Source organism: Halobacteriovorax sp. BALOs_7 (genome assembly GCF_003612895.1).
Taxonomy (GTDB): Bacteria; Bdellovibrionota; Bacteriovoracia; order Bacteriovoracales; family Bacteriovoracaceae; genus Halobacteriovorax_A; species Halobacteriovorax_A vibrionivorans.
Map to the genome: position 1 here is coordinate 2,615,178 of NZ_CP027772.1, position 20,527 is coordinate 2,635,704.

The window sequence follows — 20,527 nt, forward strand, 5'->3', positions numbered from 1 at the left end:
CGGAAAGAAATTCTTAACTAAGTCACTAATATTCAATTAGTTAATAAAATTAAGTTAAGATGTCGATAAACCACTGTACTAACAGGGGATTTAGTTGAACGTTGGCGAAAAATTAATATATTCTTTAGTCATCTCATTAAGCTTAATACTTAGCTCTAATATAGGTGCCTCTACAGACCTCATCGGATATTCGGGAAGGCTTGTGCAAACTGATGGAACCCCTATTACGGGAACTGTCGACTTACGCTTTGAAGTCTTTAACTCTACAGGTCCGACTCTTCTTGAGACAATTAATATTAATTCTGTAACACTTTCAAACGGAATCTATAGCACAGAACTTGTAATACCAAATTATCAAACTCATGTTGAAGACCTTACTGGTAGTGAAACTCTTTTAATAAGAGTAACTGATGTTACTAATGGACTCACTTTTGACTATCAAAAAATACTTTCTGTTCCGATGGCATTCTATGCAAATAAGGCCGTAACGGCGGATTCAATTGCTAACGCAGCAATCACTCCAGATAGCCTCGACTTCGTTGGCGGCTGTCTAGATAATCAGGTTTTAATTAAATCAGGTAATCAGTTTGATTGTATCAATCAAACCGCGGCATTAACTGTTGATAGTACATTAGTAAATAATGCTGGAGTTTTAGGTCAGGCCACAGTTGGTACAGCGGGAACTTATACATCAGTTACAGTTGATCAATATGGACGTGTTACAAGTGGATCAAACCCAGAAGTGGGTTCAGCAGATATTACTGATGGGTCTATTGTTGATGCAGATATTAGTTCAACAGCAGCAATTTCATGGTCAAAGATAAACGCTCCAACTATTGATAAAACTTATGTAGGCCTAGGTAATGTCTTAAACGTTGCTCAAATTCCTGCTAGTGATCTCGACAACTCGGGAACTCTTGATTCTTCAACACAAGTACCAAGTGAATTAGCGGTAAAAGGATACGTCGATACATATGCTGATGCTAAAGTTATTGATGACATGAGTGGGACTCAAACGACAATCGCTCCTTCTGTTAATTCAGTTAAAAACTATGTAACGACAGAAATTGGTAACGTTAATCAAACACAATGGACAACAACAGGTAGTGATATTTACTACAATGCTGGACTTGTTGGTATTGGAACATCTACCCCAAGTGCAGAACTTACAATAGAAGATGGATCATTATTAATCGATCACACAACTAATGATAAGAGGTTTCGAATTTCTCAAAATGGAGCTGCTACATATCTTCAATTTGGTGACAGGTTAAACAATGGTGGCCAGCTAAGGTTTTCAACTCCATACACTGGTGGAACAACTTTCATGACACTCGACTCTACAACTCAAAATGTAGGTATTGGTACAACTTCACCAACAGAGAAACTTGAAGTAAATGGAAATATCAAAGTGTCTTCGACAAGTGATGTTTGTATTGATGGCGGAGCATGTTTAAGCGGTGCTGCTGGTGGTGATATTACAGATGTTGTCGCAGGGACTGGTTTAACGGGTGGTGCGACGACGGGATCTGCAACTTTGAATGTTGATGTCGGTACTGGCGCGAATCAAATTGTACAACTAGATGGAACTTCAAAGCTTCCAGCAGTTGATGGTAGCCAATTAACAAATCTTCCAAATCCAACTTCATCAACAACTTTATCAGACTTTGCTACAGGAGCAGACTCACCAATTACAAATACTGATACTGTTGAAACGGCCTTTGAAAAAACACAAGGTCAAATTAATGGTAATAATACCGATATTGCCACGAATACCACAAATATTTCTTCCAATACTTCTGCACTAACAAATAAGGTAGACAAAACAACGACTGTTAACGGACAGGCCTTAAGTGGAAATATTACTTTAGATAGTGATGATGTTTCAGAAGGCACAACAAATTTATACTTTAATGACTCACGAGCACAAAGCGCTGCAGTTATTAATTCGACAGCAGGATCAGAAACAGTACAGGCTCCTTCTGTCGATGCCATGAAAAACTATGTTCTCGCTCAGACCGGTGCTATTAATGAGTCCCAATGGATAACTTCTGGAAGTGATATTTATTTCAGTTCAGGGAATGTAGGTATTGGAACGAGTACACCTAGTACAACGTTAACTGTTAATGGAAATTCAACAGTTTGGGGAAAGCATGAAGTAGATTATAATGGAATTAATGATGCTTTACATGTTCATCAAGAAGGCACAGGGAATCTTTTATCTTTAAGTACAGGTGCCGGATGGGATCAAAAGTTAATCGTAGATAGTTCAGGCTTTATGGGGATAGGCACATCTTCACCGAGTAATGAATTAGAAGTAAATGGTATTATAACGTCTAATAACTTTGGTCTAAGCTTACCATCAGGAAATGATTTTAATACTAAAAGCTTACCAGCTGGTCTTTATCGATCAAATACTACAAGTAATGGGTCACCTACTCCTGGAGAAAGTGGAGCGCTACTAAACATGCAAAGTGGTGTAGAAAGTGGCGCAGTCGCTCAATTACATATAAAAGCAAACAATACAGAGAACCCACGTGCATTTATACGACATAGCGATAACACAGGTAATTTTAAAGACTGGCAAGAAATTATAACGGCCAATGCTTTAGGAAATGTAGGGATAGGAACGGACTTACCAACAACAAAACTAACTGTTGATGGAAATATCAATGTTACAACAGGTAACGATATTTGTGTTGATGGTAGTGGTTGTTTATCAACAGTTGTAGCAGCAAATGGAGAACCAAACACGGCATCAAGTGCAGGTGGGGCATCCCTAGTATTAACAAAAACAGGAACAGACCTACCGTTTAAAGGTTTAACTGCAACAACAGACATTGCATTAACAGAAAATGCTAATGATATTCAAATTGGTGTAAATACATCAAATGGTGCAGGTGAACTTCTAAGACTTGATGGAAGTGGAAGAGTTCCGGCCTCGAATGTAATGAGTACACCGCTTACCGGCTATACTGTTGGAACAAACTCAGTATTGGCCGCAACTGATACAATTCTTGATGCCTATGGAAAATTACAGGCACAAATTAATGCAAACTATACGGCCATTACGGGCCTTGATACTGATGACGTGGCCGAGGGGACTAATTTATACTTCACAACGGCACGTGCTCAAACAGCAGCAGTTGTAAATTCAACAGCTGGAACAGAGACGACTCAAGCACCATCTGTTAGTGCAGTTAAGAATTATGTAACAACTCAGATGGGGACTATTAACCAATCTCAATGGACCACTAATGGAAGTAATATATATTTCAATACTGGAAACGTTGGTATTGGAACGACAACACCACAAAACCTTCTCCATGTAAGTGGAGCACTTAATTCTCATATTTACCTTGAAGATCGTTCTGGTGGAGTTGATAACAAGATCTGGTCATTTAACAACAATGACGGAGTATTATACTTAGGTCAAAGAAATGATGACGCCTCTTACAAAAATACACATATGACAATTGATACTTTAGGAAATATTGGTGTTGGAACAATTACACCATCTGAAAAGTTACATGTTGCAGGAAATGTGATTGCAGCTTCATATCTTTATACATCAGATGAACGCTTCAAGGAGAATGTCGAAACCATTATTGATCCACTTCATAAAGTTAGATCATTAAGAGGTGTAACTTTTGACTGGAAGACAGATGAGTTTCCTGACAGAAACTTCCCGCAAGAGAAGACTGTTGGTTTTATTGCTCAAGAAGTTGAAAAAGTTCAACCAGAATTAGTTAAAACAAGTAAGGATGGATATAAATCAGTTCAGTACGGAAATATCACTGCACTTCTTGTTGAAGCAGTGAAGTCAATCTCAGAGCAATTAGACAAGCTCTTTTCAAATGATGAGGAAGTTAAAAGAGAAATCGCTTCTTTAAAAGAAGAGAATGAGCAATTAAAAGCTGAAATGCAAGAGATGCGTGCTGCTATTAAAGAGTTACAAAAAGCAAATAAAGAATGAACTTCAAAATAGGTCTTCTATTTACTTTTATCTTCTCTCAAGCTGCCTTTGGGATTAATACTGTTGATACAGGTTTTAAACTTACTTCAAATGAATTGCGAACGATAGTTGCTCATGGAACTTGTAAGAAAGTTTGGAATACTTCATCAACTAAAGAACATTTTGTTGCAACTAAAACAAATGTTGAGTGGATGAATTTCTATGCTAACAATCCCTCTGACCTCATTATTAGAGATTGTAATGTTTCATGTTCGACCATGAATAAAACAGGTAGTTATGCAAGTGGTGTCTATTCAGTTGATATCGATGGGGCAGGCCCATTAAGTGCGATGAATGTCTATTGTGATATGGATAATGACGGTGGTGGTTGGACCCGCGTTTTCAAACACAATATTACTGGTGGATACTTTCCAACTGTAAATGATGCTCTTATTTATAATCAAACAACTCCAACAGCAAACCTGTACTCGATTCTTCAGTATATTGATGAATTTGAGAATCTCAATCGATTCACTTTTAAAATTAACTATCCAAATGAATCATGGCGAAATATTTGGTCACAATATACAAACCCAATCTATGACACTCCTGTTTCCGGCTATCGCGGTATCTCTATCGATAGAAATGAACAGCGTTGGGGTGGACTTGAGTTAGGTAATAATACTTTCGCCTACTCTAATGGTAATTCTTCATTGCTTGATGGTTCAGTAAATCACTCAAATTGGTATTATGCAATTGGTTCAGATGCTGTCTATAAAACCGGAATTCCTTCAACTTATAATAATGATACAGGTACTGCTCTTGTTGAACTCTACCTACATGATGAAGGGATGAGACCAATGTCATGTCAGCATATTCTAGAGCTTGGAGAATCTAAAGGTTCTGGTGTCTACACAATTTATCCAGACCAAGTAACTGCTACTCAAATATATTGTGAAATGGATATCGATAATGGTGGCTGGACTCTCTTCTATGCCAATGCTGCTGATGCCGCAATGACGACTAAGAAGTCATATAACGAAATGAAAGATGAGTTTACTGGGGTAAATATCACAGCATCTAACTTTGCAGATATTAATACCGTTGGTATGCATAATTTCTTTGATTTTTCGGCTACTCAAATGATGGCAAGAGATATTACTAACTGGGGAGCAACTGACTTCTCCACAGTAGAATTCTTTAATCCAAATGACTTTAATATTGTTGTTGATATGAAATCTGGTCAAGAACGCTCAACTCCAGGTGAATGCGACATGCTGACAGGCGGTTCACAATTTCGCTTTAGAAATAGTAATGGAGCTGATTATTACCTTGATCGCCACGCTCGCTGGGCAGGTTTTGGATGGGGAGATTGTCTTCCAGGATATACGCAAACATCAACCTCTGATGTTCATGACCAACCGAGACACTATATTTATCATATTGATAATAGTGATGATATTAGACGAACAAGAGGGGTTGGTTCATTTAATGCAGGACAAGCAAATGTAAAAGCACGCTATTTCTTAAGAGAAAAATATGACCGTCCTAAAAACTGTATGGATATTCTCTTAAGTGGTAAATCTCGTGGTAATGGAAGCTATACAATTTATCCAGAAGGCAGTGCTGTTACTGTTGATTGTGACATGACGACAGATGGTGGCGGCTGGACAAAAGTATGGCACGGTTACCCTACTCACGCAGTCAGAGGTGAAACCTCAGCAGAAATTTATTCGAAATCAAATTCTATAGCCTTTAATCAAATGCGTATTGAAGGTGTAAATACAGGCTTTGATATTACCGATAATACCTGGGAGACTGCATATTTAGATAAGACAATTCCACAATACTTTCAACAAGTAGCGGCCCTAGGGGATGCAACTAATCCTAATGTCATGTTTGCGGATATGGATGGAAATGAGAACGTAGGTTTAGTTGGTCAGTACTTCTTCTATGGCTATGGTAATGGCTGGCGAGTCTTTTATAGTTGTATTAATGTTGACCCAGTTACAACAGACCGAGTATACCTTGGTGGTGGTTACGGTAAGCGATGTGTACCTAGAGACACTTTTGTGACCACCGATATATCGACATGTGCTAGTTCTGGAAATAACTATTGTACAAGTGCCTTTACATCAACAGAAACTGACACCGGTCTTGGACTAAACCTTAAACAATACCAAGAAACAAGAGTATGGGTCCGCTCACTTCCTTCGATGAGATCGTGCCGTGAAATTCTTGATCGTGGCTATTCTGCTGGAACAGGCATTTATCTTATTGACCCAGATGGCCCTCTTGGAGCAAATAGTGCATTTCCTACAGTTTGTGATATGGAAACTCAAGGCGGTGGTTGGACGCTTGTATGGGGAAATACTAGAGAGGGAACAAATAAACCAACTACGGGAATTAGTTATAGCCAATCTATCTCAACACTTCCTCGTTGTTCATATGATCAATCTGCTTCAAATGACTTTACTGGAAAGTGTTCTCCGATCTCAAGGCCAAGTATTGGAGCCGAGTCACTAAATGAATATTTAGAAAACTTAAATTACTTTGTTGGCCTAGATCACTGGGATAAAATTTCAGGAAACGAGGACTTTCAACTACTCTATTCATGGGCCTATGACTATGACCAACCAATATCTCAACAGGCGATTATGACAGTAAAGAATTTTGATCCTGCTGATAAATACCGTTTAAATATTGAGTCCTATCAACAAGTCCTTGGAAGTGTGAAAGCATCCATGGCCACAACACATAATGGTAACCAGTGGACAACTTTCGATCAAGATAATGACTCTCATACAGGAAACTGTCCTTCCTTCTATTCTAATACTCCATTCTGGTATCAAGCCTGCTGGGCCGGAAAAATACATGGAGGGGGTGAAACCAGTGGAACAGGATACTTTAACGGTGCATACTGGTATAGTACTTCAAAAGCATGGGCGACAGACCCTGTTGCTGCAACAGGTGCAGGAAATGGTTGGTTTATGATTCGAGAAGTAAATTCTTATGGAGGCTATAAATCCTCTTGTAAACAAATACTCGAAGAAAATCCAAATGCACCTTCAGGAAATTACACGATTAACTTCGCACCTGGTGGCAACACTTTAAGAACAGTTTATTGTGATATGACAACTGACGGTGGCGGCTGGACCTTAGTTGTGCGCTCAAGTGGTGTAACAGATCTTGATAACTCAATTATGGTTAGCACTGTCGCTGACCATCTCTTAGTACATCGAAGTGTTCCTAATACAAGAGCATCTATTAATCCAGAGCAATTCTCACGTGCAGTTGGAACAACTGATGCCATGTTCATTTCACCTTCTTACAATGCAGGAGCACCAATAATTGAAAATGATACAGGGGTATGGGATTACGACTATACTGATTGTACCGGAAACCTTCGTCATACCAGTCGTACAGCCGGCTGTACGGGCCAAAATGCCAATGATAGCTACACAACGGCCGATGCCTTTAATATCGCGTTCAACTCAGGTAACGAAGGTATTGTTCCAGCATACGGAACAGAAGTCTGCTACTCAGGAAAGGGTGCTTGTACATTTGAATTCTATCTACGCTAATTTAATTAGCTAAGATCTTAGCAAGAAAGCAAGACTTACCATCCGAGTGCCTAACTCCTTTATAAACAATATCGTGATTAAGTTCACCTTCTTCATTTCGAGCGCGGTAAATATCAATATCATCACCTAGATGAGTCTCGGCCATAAAGTTAATTTCAAACTCATTTAGCTTTGCTGTTTTATGTAATTCAATTGGAATTGAATCTAAGATCCACTGAGAATACTTTGTATTATTCACATGCATATTAAGGTCGAGATCACTATTTCTAACGACAATCGTATTAACTTTTTCAAAGTTTTCACGAGGCTCTACCTTGTGTGCAATATAATCTAATTGATAATCTGTGCGGGGATTAATTCTCTCTAAAGGAAAGTCTGGCTTCTTAACTTTTCTGGTCTTTCCATCGAGGATCATCCACACTGTTGAGCAATCCCCTATTTTTTCACCATCTTGAAAAATTTCAAAATCGCGGAAAGCGTACATCCCCTGAGGCTCGCGTGACCAAGTTTGAATTTCCAATTTTTCATTCCAACCAGGAAATCTCGTCATACGAAGCTTTTGTCTTACAAGAACCCAAAAAGACTGGTCTCTAATCATATCCTCAAGCCCAAAGCCCATCTCCTCAGCGTGAACTGTAGCAATGTCCTGCAAATAGCCTAAAATGCCGTAGAGGCCTAGCTTCTTGTTGATATTAACGCTATTGATACTAACCTGATAGGTCTTCTTATATATTGCTTCTTTCATGCCTATATTTAAGCAAAAGCGCATTGGTTTTGGCCAGTGTCTAAATTATGAACACCAACTATGGCATTTTTGCACGATATTTAGGCTTTTGAGGCTATTTTCTTGGCACGCCTATTGCAACATATAAATTGTATCAATGGGAGGAATTATGAAGGCTTGTTACAAAAAGCTATTTATTATGAGTGCATTATTTCTATCGAGTACTTACGTACAAAATGAAATGATGATTTCTAATAACGTAGAACGCACAGGACACTATCGTGAAATTGCAGGTGAGCAAAATGTGCAAGAAATTACGGTCTCTAATTACCAGGTCCATCAAAAAGGAATCTTTGACCTTTGGTTTGACTCCGCAAGACTTTTTGGAAAGGTTGAGCATGTTACAAAAGTTGAGATTCAATTAAAAGATAAGAAATTAATCGATGATTATAAAGATCTCACAAAACGCTTTGGCGAATTGCAAGAGAAGTCCAGTACAATGACTGAAGAGCTTGCTAGAAGTAGTGAGGAGATTTCAAAACTTAAATCACAATTGAGTGAAGTCCAATCATCAACAGACAATGTCGATGAAGCAATCAAACAAGAGAAAATTCAGGCCCTCGAAGAGCTTATCGAAGCTCGAACAGCTGAGCTAGAAACTGCAAAAGAGGCAATCTCTAAATTTGAAGAAACAAAAGAAAACTTAAGACTAATAAGTGAAAAACTTATTACTCTTCAAGAAGAAAATGAAGCATTAAAAGAAGAGAATGCAAAACTTGTTTGTGAAATTCAAAATGCAAAATCAGAAGTTAATACTGATGAAATCAAAAAGCTTCAAGATGAGTTAGCTAAGATTACAGCTGAGCTAGATGAATATAAGAAAGAAGATTCAAATGAAGAGTCTCCTAAAGTAGCTTCATCTGAAAAAGAAGAAGATAAAAAAGAGAAGGAAGACAAAGATAAAGAAGACAAGAAAGATAAGGATGATTCTGAATTTACAGAAACAGAACTTGCCCTTATTGAGTATATTCAATCAATGCAAAATGAAATTGCACAACAAAGACAAGAGCAGCAAGCATTCATGATGCAACAATTAATTAATCCAATGGCCCAGTCATTTACAAAGCCTCAGATTAATTCGTACTTTGGATCATTTGATGCCTTTAATAATCAGCAAAGTGATTATATGTCTATGATGCTTGATTTAAGACAGCAGACACAATTTATCCAGAGCTTGAACGCGGCCAACAATTGGAATTACGGTTACAATGACTATTACGGACAAGATGCACCAATGATGAGATTCAGTGAATCAATGCCTTGGGGAACGCAATTGGCACCAGATCAAGCGATTCAGGTAAAGAATTATGATTACTCACGCTACGGTTTTGGATGGGGAACGCAAATCCCAGCTCAAAACTTTAGACTAGGAGCTTCAGCTACAAAAGGAAGCTACGGTGGTATGAATTCAACTGGCAATACTTCAATTATGAACAACCAATCAAATGTTTTAGATGCCTCAAGTACAGGTGACTTTAGGCTATTTTAATACCCCACCCCCTCCATTTATTTGATACATTGGCCGACTTCAATAGTCGGCCTTTTGTGATTTAATGGAAATTTTTGCCATTTTTACTAAACTTATTCATCTATTCTTCGAAGAGATACTTGTTACATTTAAGAAATAAGGTCTATTCATGAAAGAATTAAACAAAACTCATAGTAAAAAAAGACTCATTAAGAAATGCCATATGTGTGGCCACATGCATGACACTGCTACAGAAGTTCAAAAATGTCATAGCTGCAAGAAGTCATTTCTTCCTTCAAACTACTTTAATAAGATTCATGCTTCTAATTCTCAAGAGTTTAGAATGCTTTTCTCTGAAGTTAACGACCTGCACGAAGAAGACGTTATAAAGGGTATTACCGTCATTTGGTAAGACTTTATTAATTCTCGTTCTCTACTTAACGTGATATCGTTCAATAATGGAGAACACAACACACACAAGTACTGAAAATACCTTTAATTTACACCCTGTCGTTCAAAGACTTTTGAACAAGAAAGGCATGTCTCATGAAGATATTCGTGAGTTTCTTTCTTGGGATTTAAAAGCTTTGCCCAATTTTGGGGAGCTCATTGATATTGATGTAGCGGCCAATGAAATTATCAAGTCACTTGATGCAGGTGAAAAGATTGCAATTTACGGTGACTACGATGTGGATGGTACAACTTCATGTGCTCTCTTCTATCAATTCTTTCAAAAATTAAATCGTGAAGTTGAACTCATACAACCATCACGTTTTATTGAAGGCTATGGCCTACATAATTGTTCAATTGATCGTGCTATTGAAGATGGCATTGATCTGATGATCACTGTTGATTGTGGTATCTCCAATGTTGAAGCCGCAGCTTATGCAAAAGAGAAAGGGCTTAAATTAATCATTACAGACCACCATAAAGATGGGCGTGAAACAATGCCAGATGCAGTGGCCGTTGTTAATCCTTCTCGTCGTGATGAACCAGCAGACTCAGACATGAAACCTCTTGCTGGTGTTGGTGTTGCATTTGCAATCTGTGTTGAAATTAGAAAGATCCTTCTTGCACGTGGTGAAGATATTCCTTCAGTTTATGATCTTCTTCAATATGTTGCTATTGGAACGATTTGTGACCTTGCTCCTTTAACTCCAATGAATATGAAGCTTGTTCGTCATGGAATGAAGCTGATTAAAAATACTCAATACGAAGGAATAAAAGCATTCTTCGATCCTACAGATCGTTCAAAAGATGTTATTCCAAGTGAGAAATTATCTTTTAATGTTGGCCCTCTTATTAACTCGAAAGGTCGACTTGATCATCCTGAGATCGCATTAAAACTTTTAATTTCAAAAGATTATAACGAGGCACGTGAGTACTATCACCAACTTGTTAATTGTAATACAGAGAGAAAGGCCATTCAAAAAGAAGTCTTTGAAGAGGCCCAACAACAAGTTATCGATGATATTAAAAGAGGTGGAGGAGATCACGATATCTCCATCGTCTACGCTCCTCATTTTCATGAAGGTGTTATTGGAATTGTCGCTTCAAAACTTGTTGAAACTTTTAAAGTACCTGCCATTGTTTTCAGTGATGCTGAAGATGAAGGTGTTATCAAGGCCTCAGCTCGTTCTGCTGGAGAGCTAGATATTTATCATCTCTTAAATGAGCATCGTGATTTCTTCTTAAAATTTGGAGGCCATAAAGCTGCAGCAGGCCTTTCCATGAAACAAGAAAATTATGAAGCCTTCAAACAATCAATGAATGAAAAGCTTCGCGCTATTCCCCTGATTCAAAGAACGGTACAGAACTTCTATGATCTTGAAATATCACCTAATGAAATCGACCCTGCTCTTCTAAGAGGACTTGATGCCCTTGAGCCTTATGGGATGGGAAATGCAAAGCCTATCTTTAAGCTTAAAGGAGCAATGCTTAAGAGTTATGATCTACTAAAAGATGTGCATGTTCGCTGGAACTTCACTTCAATTACAAATCAGAAAATTAATCTTAAGGGAATTAGCTTTAACTATATGACAAAATGGGGAGCGCTTACGCCAAATGAAATATTTGAGCGCCAAGCAGACCCTAATTGTGAATTAGAAGTCTACTTTACGCTCGCTTTAAATTACTTTAATGGTAATAAGTATATTCAACTGATGGTTGATCGAATTGAGATGAATTAATTAAATTCTAAGGTCTCTCAATGGTTACTTTTTCCATAACGATGTCATGCATTGGACGATCGTGCATACCTGTACGAACTGCACCAATCTTCTCCACAACATCCATTCCTTCAATCACTTTACCAAAAACAGTGTGGCGTCCATCTAAATGTGGTGTTGCACCTAGTGTAATAAAGAATTGAGAGCCATTTGTTCCAGGCCCTGCATTTGCCATTGAAAGAATTCCCGCACCTTCATGACGAAGTTCTGGAAGACATTCATCTTCAAATTTATAACCTGGTCCACCCATTCCCGAACCTTCTGGACATCCACCTTGGATAACAAATCCAGAGATAACACGGTGGAAAATTAGCCCATCATAATATGGCCCTTCTTTTGCTGAAGTCTTCTGTCTTCCCTCTGCAAGGTTAACAAAATTCCATACCGTTTCAGGACATTCCTTTGCATAAAGTTCAACTTTAAAATCTCCCATATTTGTCTGGAAGTTTGCGTAAATACGATCTAATTCTTCTTTGTGAGAATCTTTCTTTGTTCCTAAACCAAACATTGGTTACTCCTTAATATTTAATAAATTTATAACGACCTTTAACGAATGAAGGACGTTTTGAATTAGAATATATTCTAATATTTTTAACACTCTTTTCTAAATAGCTTCTTATATATAAAGACTCTTCTGATGTTAACTCTCCAGCTTCATCAAAGTAAGTTAAGTAACTAAAGTCCACAAAGAAAGCACCTTCATAAACTACATTTGCCTTTTTCATCATTGACTTCATTTCATCTTCTAGAAAACAAGTTGAAACAAAAATAGGTCTACCTTGCAGCATTGACTTAGAATTCATTAATCGTGAAAGTCTCGATAAGTTTTCTCGGTAGCTATCAAACCAGATAATATTAACATTCTTAAACTTTGGTCTTTTTAAATATCCACCTGTTGCACTTACAAGGTCATTTGCACTAAAAAAGATTTGCTCGACTTCTTTTAGTGTTGGACTTCGATCCATTCCCTTTGCCTTTTCACGGTAGATTTTGTTAAAGGCATATTGAATTTGTGAAGCATTCTGGTGATTGAGAGAAAAACTCGTCATTAAGTTTTTAATATTTAAATAACGGATTTGAGTTGAGCGAGAACATTGAGATGCACTTGAATAGTCACGCCATTGAGGAATAAGAGGAAGAAAGTATACTGCCGCTCCAGAGTCTCGATAATACTCATCTGTCTGAACTCTCTCAAAGTCACGCTCGACCACAGTTGAGCACGAGAATAAGATTGTTAATAGTAATAGCGAAATATATTTCAATTCTTAACCTTTAATTAATTTTGCTTAGAAAAGTATTTTAACATATCTTCTTTAATTTCATCTAATGACATATCAATTAGTGAATAAAAGCCTTCTTCATTGTGATCTAAGCCTCTTATTTTCTCCGTATCAAGATATAAACCTTGATCAACACAAATTCGATCACAGGCCAATGTCTTTAATTGCTCTGCTCCTCCAAGAAGTTCACTACCTTCGATCGTAACAAAAAGTCCTTCTCGATCTAGCAGTTTATCAACTGATGAAACAACAGCACTATTATAAATCATGAGACGTGGCTTTGGTTCGGCCGGAGCTGGAGTCTTTGCTTTAATATGAGGCTCAAGAGAGCGCCACTCCATAATCTTCTTTTCAAATTCAGTGACTTCAGAATTAAATTGTTCACGATCTTTTGCAAGAAGATCTCTAAAACCATCAATTAATTCTTTATCTTTTAAATCAATCCCATCAAACGGGATCTCTTCAATTGTTACAAGTTGAATTGTCTTTGTTAGGTCTTCGAGATACACATCCTTAAGCTCATTAAGGAGCCTTAGGTTCTCGCGTCCACTTCCAACAAGACATAAGTTACGTGCTTGCTTAATTGCATCAAGACAAGACTGATGCTCACTGTGATAAGTTAGTCTCTCATCATTTCTTAATGTCTTTTCATTAAGAGCACAAACATTCGCAGCTCCCATAGCATTGGGACGATATAATTCATTTGAGAAACAAACGAAGTCAAAGTCTTCAAAGGACTCAATTGAGTTTTTTAGAGACTCCAAAACATCTTCACCAAGTTTTTCAAAGATCTCAGGATTCTCTAATTTCTGTCTTTCTATTTCGCTGGTTGCATTAACGTTGAAAACAACTCGAAACGTGTCGGCCATTCGAGATCGACTCTCAAAGCGATGAGAAGGGGCAATAAATCTTTTGTGTACGCGAGCAATTTTCACATTCTTATGTGAAACACCACTTAAATCCATAGATGGATTAAATTCACCAAAAAGCTTCACATGAACACCAAGCTCAGTAAAATACTGGTAGGCGTCAAGAGCCTCTCTATCACTTCCTAAAATAGCTATTTTCATGGCCCGATATTATAAGGTTCAAAGCCTAATTGCAATTAGATAAGCGATTAAATGAACAGTGACTTCATCTCACCATTATCCACTACTGAATACTCTGAGAATGCATAGATAAAGTTAATGAACTGCTCCATGGCCTTGAATGAGTGCATTGATTTATCAAACTCACAACCATATTGCATATAAGTGACACCATCAGCTCCCTCTGTCAGTGCGCTATGACGAATCGTAACGATTACAGGAATATAAGAACCTTTAGTGAAGTAGAATTTAAGCTTGAGGTCTTCCCCTAGCTTAATTTTTGTATCTGTTTTCTCATTCCACGGAACATTAAATGAAAGTCCATCTTTTGAGATATCAACCATATTAATAGGATAAGAATAACCGTCTGACTCAATTACCGAGTAAGCTCCCATAAAATTATTGAAACAAATACGCTCAAAACTACGACGTTTCTTTTCAATATTTTCTTCTCTTTTAGCTTGGAAGTTGATTACTTTATTGTCAGACATTTCTACCCCTTATAACGATAAATTTACTGACTTACTTGTCGTCAAAAGGGAGAATTTCATGAGGTAAACATTAGATAAATTCGTACTTGGGCAAGAAATTCCATACAAACAAGTTCATAAAATCAATCACTTAGAGTATTTTTTCTTCTTTTGCCAAAATGGGGTCTCAGAAATCTCGGAATAGAATAAATGATAGCTCTCAAGTCGAGAATGAATCATTAATCCCTCTTCAGTATCTGGATCATATTCCTCAGAATAAAAGGCACAGCCTTTATTGTGAGGCTCATGGGTACAATTTGAGAATTGGCAGTGGCGTGAGATCTCTTTTAAGTCTGGAAAGTACTCAATTAGTTCTTCAGGATCGATATCATCTAAAGAAAATGAACGTATACCTGGTGAATCAATTAGATAGAAGTCACCTAAATCAACAATTTCAGACCAAGTTGTTGTGTGAGAGCCCTTACCGACTTTCCCAACCTTCTTTGTCTTTAACTCCACTTCACCATCTGAAAGACATGAAATCGTCTCCGATTTACCCACACCCGATTGGCCAACGAACAGAGCGGTCTTGCCCTTTAAGGCCTCTTTAAACTCGTGCATTCCACCTTTAAGATATTGAGTTTCGTAATCTTGATCTAGAGCACAGATCTCAAAGTACTTCACTCCTAACTCTTTAAGACGTAGTACTTCGTATTGAATATCAAATTCTTCAGGGTCATAACCATCCATCTTGTTAAAGACGACGATAGGCTCGACTCCCCATTGGAATGCTCTTACAAGGAAGCGATCAACGATTCCTCTTTTAAACTTTGGCCTTGCTGCACTTGAGAGAATGACCAGATAATCACAATTTGCTGCGGTAACTTTCTTTTTTGAAACTCTTACAAGAACTCTAAAAATCTCATTCTTACGCTCTAAGGCTTCCTTGATTAGATACTCACCCGTTTCAGGGATCGTCTCTAAACAAACATTATCGCCAACCACCAAGGTCTCCCCTTTCTTCAAAAGGTTACCAAGGGCAGTTGCTTTAACAACATCCTTCGTCCCCTCGATCAGACAGTCGAAGTCACGCTGATGAGAGCGAATAATTTTGGCCTTAATTGCATTTTCTGACATAATTTCCTAGTGATTTTGTATATATAAACTTTACCATCACTTCAACATATTTTACATCTTATATTGACAAATGTGGCATGTGCCATTATTTTAACTGAACACAAAGTCACTGTTACGCACTCGTAGCTCAGCTGGATAGAGCATCCGCCTTCTAAGCGGACGGTCTCAGGTTCGAATCCTGACGAGTGCGCCATTTTTCTTACGACTTTACACTTCAAAATATGAAACAAGAAACATTGAAATTTACAGTTATCCTAGGGGCCTTTTGGGTTTTCATTATGGGATTTCTCAATCTAATTCTAAAAGAAAACTATGGCCTAGATTACGACTCAGGATGGGCAATCAATTCACTTATTTTTCTATCAAGTGCTCTTGTTTTTAATTACACAACAAACTCTCTTAAGATCTCAAAAGAACATATCGCTTCTTACTTAAAGATCATTGCAATCTTTTTGGCCATTGCCCTTTGCATTGATTATATCTTTCCAATTTCTATTATTAAAAAATTAGAAATTACAAATTCAAAGATTTTATTCCCACTCTTTAGTTGGAATATCTTCGTTGCAAAATCTAGTGATATTATCTTTCAACAGATACTAATTAATATTCTAGTGGAATATTATATTAAGACTTTTAATCGAAGAGATAGCGTTAAATACTTTGGAATATTCTTTGCAATTATTCACCTCCCACTATTTTACATCTTTGGACTGAAGGCCCTTTATTTTATTATTCCTTCAATTCTAGGGGGAACGCTCTTTGCTTACCTGATTGCTTACTTCTATCGTGGCTACTTACTTTCTCTCGGCTGCCACTTCTTCTTCTATATCGTTCTAGGCATTGTCTTAAGATATTATAACTAGTTCATATCGTAAGTACTTAATTTTTCTTTAAAATTACTTAGACAGTTCAAGAAAATCACTTCATCTGACGATATGATACGTATGAAAAGAATTAGCCTAGCTATCCTTACATTATCGACACTTGTAGCTTGCTCTCCTAGTTATGAGATTGCTTATGAAGTTGACTCATGCGTGAAGGAAATCGATACTCGTTACGCAAAGTCAGGTCGTACTCCAAGCTCTATCTATCGTGTTGATGATATTGTCATCAACGAGAAGAGCAAAGAGCCAGAGATGAAAGTTAGCTCATGGTCAAATTCGCAGTGGTATTATAATGGAAAGAAGAATCTTTCTTATTTTAATGATACAAAACTCTTCACTTACGAATCAGTCGATTGCCCAAGAAACTTCGGTGATAAATATCGTAAGAAGAATTTAGGAATTGATAAGAGAATTAAGAAAATCGATCTATAAAAAAAGGGCCTCATCAAGGCCCTTTTTATTTTCTAATTATTCAATACGTTTTAATAATCGATCATATGCAGTCTTTTTATAGCGCACAGAAATTACCTTCCAGATATCAACACTCTTATCTTCAATAATTTCACCATCTGGAGTCTCTTCCATATTTGCAACGGCCTGAGCTGTTTCATCAAACTGAGCATGTTTTTGAGCAGCATACGCTTGTGCATCATCTGCACCAAAATCAAATTTAAACTTCTCTGCCTTAGGTGCCTTATACTTACCTATTCCATTTCCACCTTTAGCTTTTGCTGCTAATCCATCTTGCTGACCAGCAGTCTCATCACCATTTTCTTCACCATCTTGTTTTGGTGGTTGTGATAAGTATGGAAGGGCCGACATAAGTCCACCTTTACCACCAGCTTTCTTATTTAAGCTATTAAAGCCCTTACCTAAAGAAGCAAGTAATCTTTTCGTGCCTTTGTTTCCATTATTCTGTTTATTAATACGTTCTAACGTTTTTTTAAGAGCCTTCCCTGCTTGCTTATTTATAGCATTTGCGCTCTTACCCATTACATCAATCGCATGTTGAGTTTTTGGACTTATTGTATCAGCACCATTTAGCCCATTTGTTGCATCAACCATGGCACCAGTAAACCCGCCTGGTATTGAAAAGCCAACATTACTTAATCCTTTCACACCATCTACTAAATATTTCTCAGGAGATGGACACGCTTTAGATCCATTATTTGTTCTAATTTTTGGAAGTCCTCCAACACACTCTAGCTCTGTTCCAATCTTTTGTGGTTGATAAGCTGCAAATCGAGTCGTCTTCTTAGATAGGTTCCTAGTCGCTACCCTTGTTACAGCTTGAGCAGACTTAAATTTTTTCAAAATTGATTCTATCTTTTTAATATTATCATCAATTGCTTTTGCCTCTGCTTTTGTTGCTTGTGATGTTGCAATAGCTAGGCCACTAAAGCCAAGCCATAACCATCCCCTTTTAGCACTAGAAAGCATAAAGTTTGTCATATATGCACCAGTTGGAACAAGGTATGCACCTATTAGTCCAAGTAGAACTCCGAGAGAATTCCCCATCCCTGCATAAGCCTTCCCTATAAGTAAGCCGAGGACTCTCGTATAAAAATTATTACTTTTTATATTGTTTGAACTTGTTACTGTAACAGATGCCATTTCACCGCTTTCTTTTAATGACTCTTCAGTATAAATAAGGCAATTATTATTCATTAAAGTTGTAGCCTCAGTTAAATTTGTAATAGCACCTGTGAGTGCCGTTATTTGCCCACTCGTCGCTCCTCCTGTTGAGCTAGTTGTCGCTTTACATTCAGCCAGGGCAGCTTTACCAGCTGCTTCTGTTCCAATTAAGCACTTTGAAGAAGCGCCTGACTTCTTTTTTATTAGAGAAACAAATGCTTTATATTGTACTTCAGAAGGTCCCGGTGCAAGCTTAAGAGCCTCTATTTCAGCGACACTAACTGTAGGTATTTCACAACTAGCACTTTCTTCTGATAACTTTGCACCTCCAACAGTAGCACCACATGTAAGCGCTGTTGAAGCTGTTGCATTAGCAGCTAAAAAAGCTGCATTTGCTGACTGTGCACATAATTGCCCAAATGAAAGTTGCTCATTCTGCTTCCAGGCTGCTACACCAGCTGCGATGGCAAAAGCAGCACCAGCGGCAAGTTGAAACTTGGCCTTAGATTCTGCAGTTTCTTTCATCTCTTCGAGAATAGCTTTCTCTTCCTCAAGCATTTGTTGTTGAGAAACATCGACTGTCCCATCTTCGGAAAGGCCTTCATATTCAATTTTACTTTTACGATCTTTAAGTGATTCAGTTTGTTTAAACATGGACATTAATTCATTACCAATTAGAATGACTGCGCCAGCTACTGCGGGCCAAATATCCATAGGCTTTGAAGGCTGAAAGTAGAACCACATTTTCGAGGTAATATAAGCAATAGTCCCAAGGATAATAGGTGCGACAACGCCATTACCAAAGATTTTGAATAGGCCACTTGCTTCTTCTTTATTATAAGTCCCACTCATTTCTTTTCGTTTTTGAGTGATTGCATCCGTATCTGTTTCTTGTGTGTTTTCTAGTACAACAGTTCCATCATTTGAACGAACTTCTTGGGATTCCATTGAACCACCTGATGAACTTTGCTGCGGATCTCTTTCCGGCTCACCTTCTGGAGCTGGGTCCTCAGGAGCTTGCGCGTAGGCTTGAGTTGAAGAGATATTGAAACGGGCCTGTTCAATATTGATAGCAATATTTAAATTGATCATCGAAAAGATGATGGCCATGGTAAATAATTTATTGAGTACGCTTAAAGTTCTCATAAGATCCCTCTTTATTTAATACTATTTTATTATAGGGCCTTAAGAGATCCTAAAAAAGCAGGAACTTAAGTACAAACTGAGCAATTACAGTCACTTAGTATAGTTTTCAAGTGCCAAATAAATGGGTTTTTTAGCCTTATTTGAGAATAAAGGAGCGATTCTTTTTTTCGCGCACCAAAGCAACCCTCTGGTTGTTCATTTTACGTCCGCGATAGCTTGGGATATTTGGATCGGAGGCAATATCAATTTGTTTTTGAACCATGGCCTTAAAGGCCGTAATCATTGAGTCTTGGCTTCCATCTAACTCTTCAACACCAAATTTTCCAAGTTCTTCGATTAGGACATGCACCGACTCAACAGTAGAAAGCGCCTGCTTATGTGGTTGGTGCTTGATGAGAAAGGCGGACTCTTTGTCTGATGAAAATGAGATACGAGGAAGCGAGTTAATATTTTTTGATAGCTTCATCATCTTCTTAGCACAAGGCCAAGTTCCATCAATCACAAAGATCAAAGGCTTCTTCTTTGATAGAAGCTTGATATCATCTTCAGTAGGAGAAGAGATATTAAGCGCATCCTCACCTGGGTATAAGACCATTGGATAATAGTCATCATCTTCAAGTAAAGCGTTTACTCGCTTATCTTGAGTAAAATCAATTCCCATAATGAGTTCACTATTTTCTAGAACTTTATGAGTCATTCGACCAGTACCAAGTTTTTCCTTCTTGGCCTCCATCGGATGAATAAGAATCACAAACTTAGTATTTAAAGTAAATGGCCTTAAATGATGACAGACGCAAAGAGTGCTAGGCCTTGAACAACCCATGCACTTTTTGCGATATGTATTTGTGTCTTTTAAATCTTTTAACAT

General features: G+C 37.7%; 15 protein-coding genes and 1 tRNA gene. 8 read left to right on the plus strand and 8 right to left on the minus strand.

Going from position 1 to position 20,527, the window contains the following annotated elements; all coding sequences use genetic code 11:
• The first annotated feature begins 202 nt into the window (after nucleotides 1-202).
• Nucleotides 203-3,976 (plus strand): tail fiber domain-containing protein, encoded by a 3,774-nt coding sequence (locus BALOs_RS12500; RefSeq protein ID WP_162929684.1) that lies wholly within the window; start codon nucleotides 203-205, stop codon nucleotides 3,974-3,976.
• Nucleotides 3,973-7,539 (plus strand): fibrinogen-like YCDxxxxGGGW domain-containing protein, encoded by a 3,567-nt coding sequence (locus tag BALOs_RS12505; RefSeq protein ID WP_120405347.1) that lies wholly within the window; start codon nucleotides 3,973-3,975, stop codon nucleotides 7,537-7,539. Before BALOs_RS12500 ends, BALOs_RS12505 begins: the two co-directional genes overlap by 4 nt.
• A gap of 1 nt (nucleotide 7,540) precedes the next feature.
• Here BALOs_RS12505 and BALOs_RS12510 read toward each other — a convergent pair whose 3' ends face one another.
• Nucleotides 7,541-8,284 (minus strand): acyl-[acyl-carrier-protein] thioesterase, encoded by a 744-nt coding sequence (locus tag BALOs_RS12510; RefSeq protein WP_162929685.1) that lies wholly within the window; start codon nucleotides 8,282-8,284, stop codon nucleotides 7,541-7,543.
• Nucleotides 8,285-8,432: 148 nt separating this feature from the next.
• Here BALOs_RS12510 and BALOs_RS12515 point away from each other — a divergent pair, with 148 nt between their 5' ends.
• The 3 genes from BALOs_RS12515 to recJ all read left to right on the plus strand — a co-directional run bounded on the left by BALOs_RS12515 (nucleotide 8,433) and on the right by recJ (nucleotide 11,980).
• Nucleotides 8,433-9,812 (plus strand): hypothetical protein, encoded by a 1,380-nt coding sequence (locus BALOs_RS12515; RefSeq protein WP_120405349.1) that lies wholly within the window; start codon nucleotides 8,433-8,435, stop codon nucleotides 9,810-9,812.
• A 148-nt stretch (nucleotides 9,813-9,960) separates the two neighbouring features.
• Complete coding sequence (locus BALOs_RS12520) at nucleotides 9,961-10,203, plus strand: hypothetical protein (RefSeq protein ID WP_114705541.1); 243 nt, start codon at nucleotides 9,961-9,963, stop codon at nucleotides 10,201-10,203.
• Between the two features lie 46 nt (nucleotides 10,204-10,249).
• Nucleotides 10,250-11,980 (plus strand): single-stranded-DNA-specific exonuclease RecJ, encoded by a 1,731-nt coding sequence (gene recJ, locus BALOs_RS12525; RefSeq protein WP_114705542.1) that lies wholly within the window; start codon nucleotides 10,250-10,252, stop codon nucleotides 11,978-11,980.
• Between the two features lie 7 nt (nucleotides 11,981-11,987).
• On the opposite strand, the gene BALOs_RS12530 is transcribed toward recJ, so the two are convergent.
• The 5 genes from BALOs_RS12530 to rsgA form a co-directional block, all read right to left on the minus strand.
• Nucleotides 11,988-12,527: a peptidylprolyl isomerase gene (locus tag BALOs_RS12530; RefSeq protein ID WP_114705543.1), complete on the minus strand. Its 540-nt coding sequence runs from the start codon at nucleotides 12,525-12,527 to the stop codon at nucleotides 11,988-11,990.
• A 10-nt stretch (nucleotides 12,528-12,537) separates the two neighbouring features.
• The gene (locus tag BALOs_RS12535; RefSeq protein WP_114705544.1) at nucleotides 12,538-13,281 is read right to left on the minus strand and encodes a hypothetical protein; all 744 of its coding nucleotides are present in this window, start codon (nucleotides 13,279-13,281) and stop codon (nucleotides 12,538-12,540) included.
• Nucleotides 13,282-13,295: 14 nt separating this feature from the next.
• On the minus strand, nucleotides 13,296-14,369 hold the full coding sequence (locus BALOs_RS12540; protein ID WP_120405350.1) for a hypothetical protein: 1,074 nt from the start codon (nucleotides 14,367-14,369) through the stop codon (nucleotides 13,296-13,298).
• Between the two features lie 47 nt (nucleotides 14,370-14,416).
• On the minus strand, nucleotides 14,417-14,878 hold the full coding sequence (locus tag BALOs_RS12545; RefSeq protein ID WP_114705546.1) for a PilZ domain-containing protein: 462 nt from the start codon (nucleotides 14,876-14,878) through the stop codon (nucleotides 14,417-14,419).
• A gap of 126 nt (nucleotides 14,879-15,004) precedes the next feature.
• Nucleotides 15,005-15,994: a ribosome small subunit-dependent GTPase A gene (gene rsgA, locus BALOs_RS12550; RefSeq protein ID WP_120405351.1), complete on the minus strand. Its 990-nt coding sequence runs from the start codon at nucleotides 15,992-15,994 to the stop codon at nucleotides 15,005-15,007.
• Between the two features lie 116 nt (nucleotides 15,995-16,110).
• Between rsgA and BALOs_RS12555 the strand changes: the two genes are divergently transcribed.
• The 3 genes from BALOs_RS12555 (at nucleotide 16,111) to BALOs_RS12565 (ending at nucleotide 17,310) form a co-directional block, all read left to right on the plus strand.
• Nucleotides 16,111-16,187 (plus strand) — tRNA-Arg (locus BALOs_RS12555).
• A 28-nt stretch (nucleotides 16,188-16,215) separates the two neighbouring features.
• On the plus strand, nucleotides 16,216-16,857 hold the full coding sequence (locus BALOs_RS12560) for a hypothetical protein (protein WP_114705548.1): 642 nt from the start codon (nucleotides 16,216-16,218) through the stop codon (nucleotides 16,855-16,857).
• A gap of 81 nt (nucleotides 16,858-16,938) precedes the next feature.
• Nucleotides 16,939-17,310, plus strand: a complete 372-nt coding sequence (locus BALOs_RS12565) for a hypothetical protein (protein WP_114705549.1) — start codon at nucleotides 16,939-16,941, stop codon at nucleotides 17,308-17,310.
• 36 nt (nucleotides 17,311-17,346) lie between these two features.
• On the opposite strand, the gene BALOs_RS12570 is transcribed toward BALOs_RS12565, so the two are convergent.
• Nucleotides 17,347-19,659, minus strand: a complete 2,313-nt coding sequence (locus BALOs_RS12570; protein WP_120405353.1) for a hypothetical protein — start codon at nucleotides 19,657-19,659, stop codon at nucleotides 17,347-17,349.
• Nucleotides 19,660-19,795: 136 nt separating this feature from the next.
• Nucleotides 19,796-20,527 (minus strand): tRNA-uridine aminocarboxypropyltransferase, encoded by a 732-nt coding sequence (locus tag BALOs_RS12575; RefSeq protein ID WP_120405354.1) that lies wholly within the window; start codon nucleotides 20,525-20,527, stop codon nucleotides 19,796-19,798.